Annotated in this window: 1 protein-coding gene; it reads right to left on the bottom strand. The window is 42.8% G+C overall.

Annotated elements, in window-relative coordinates:
* Positions 1 to 59: 59 nt before the first annotated feature.
* Positions 60 to 200: a carbamoyl phosphate synthase preATP-grasp domain-containing protein gene (locus P6709_RS20670; RefSeq protein WP_442905386.1), complete on the bottom strand. Its 141-nt coding sequence runs from the start codon at positions 198 to 200 to the stop codon at positions 60 to 62.
* Positions 201 to 243 lie beyond the last annotated feature (43 nt).

Below are 243 nucleotides of genomic sequence, written 5' to 3'. Positions count from 1 at the left end.
CTTTTTTTATGACAACTTCAAGCATTTCCTGAACACTATCGTTCACCTTGAGACAAAACTCAAAAAAGTTTACAAAACGAGAAACGATTTATTGGTAGTAGTAGGTGAGCGGAGCGGAAGCCAGATGCAGTTGTGTTGTCTGTCATAATGGTCGCTGGATTATTATTGACTAGTACAACGTGAATGCCTTCCTCCCTCAGTCATTTCGCAGCCATTCCTGAAGAACGCCGATGTGGGCTGAAG

The sequence above is a fragment of the Jeotgalibacillus sp. ET6 genome (genome assembly GCF_029667115.1).
GTDB lineage: Bacteria > Bacillota > Bacilli > Bacillales > Jeotgalibacillaceae > Jeotgalibacillus.
Note: the sequence above shows the minus strand (reverse complement) of the source record. Positions and strands in the feature narration are given on the sequence as shown.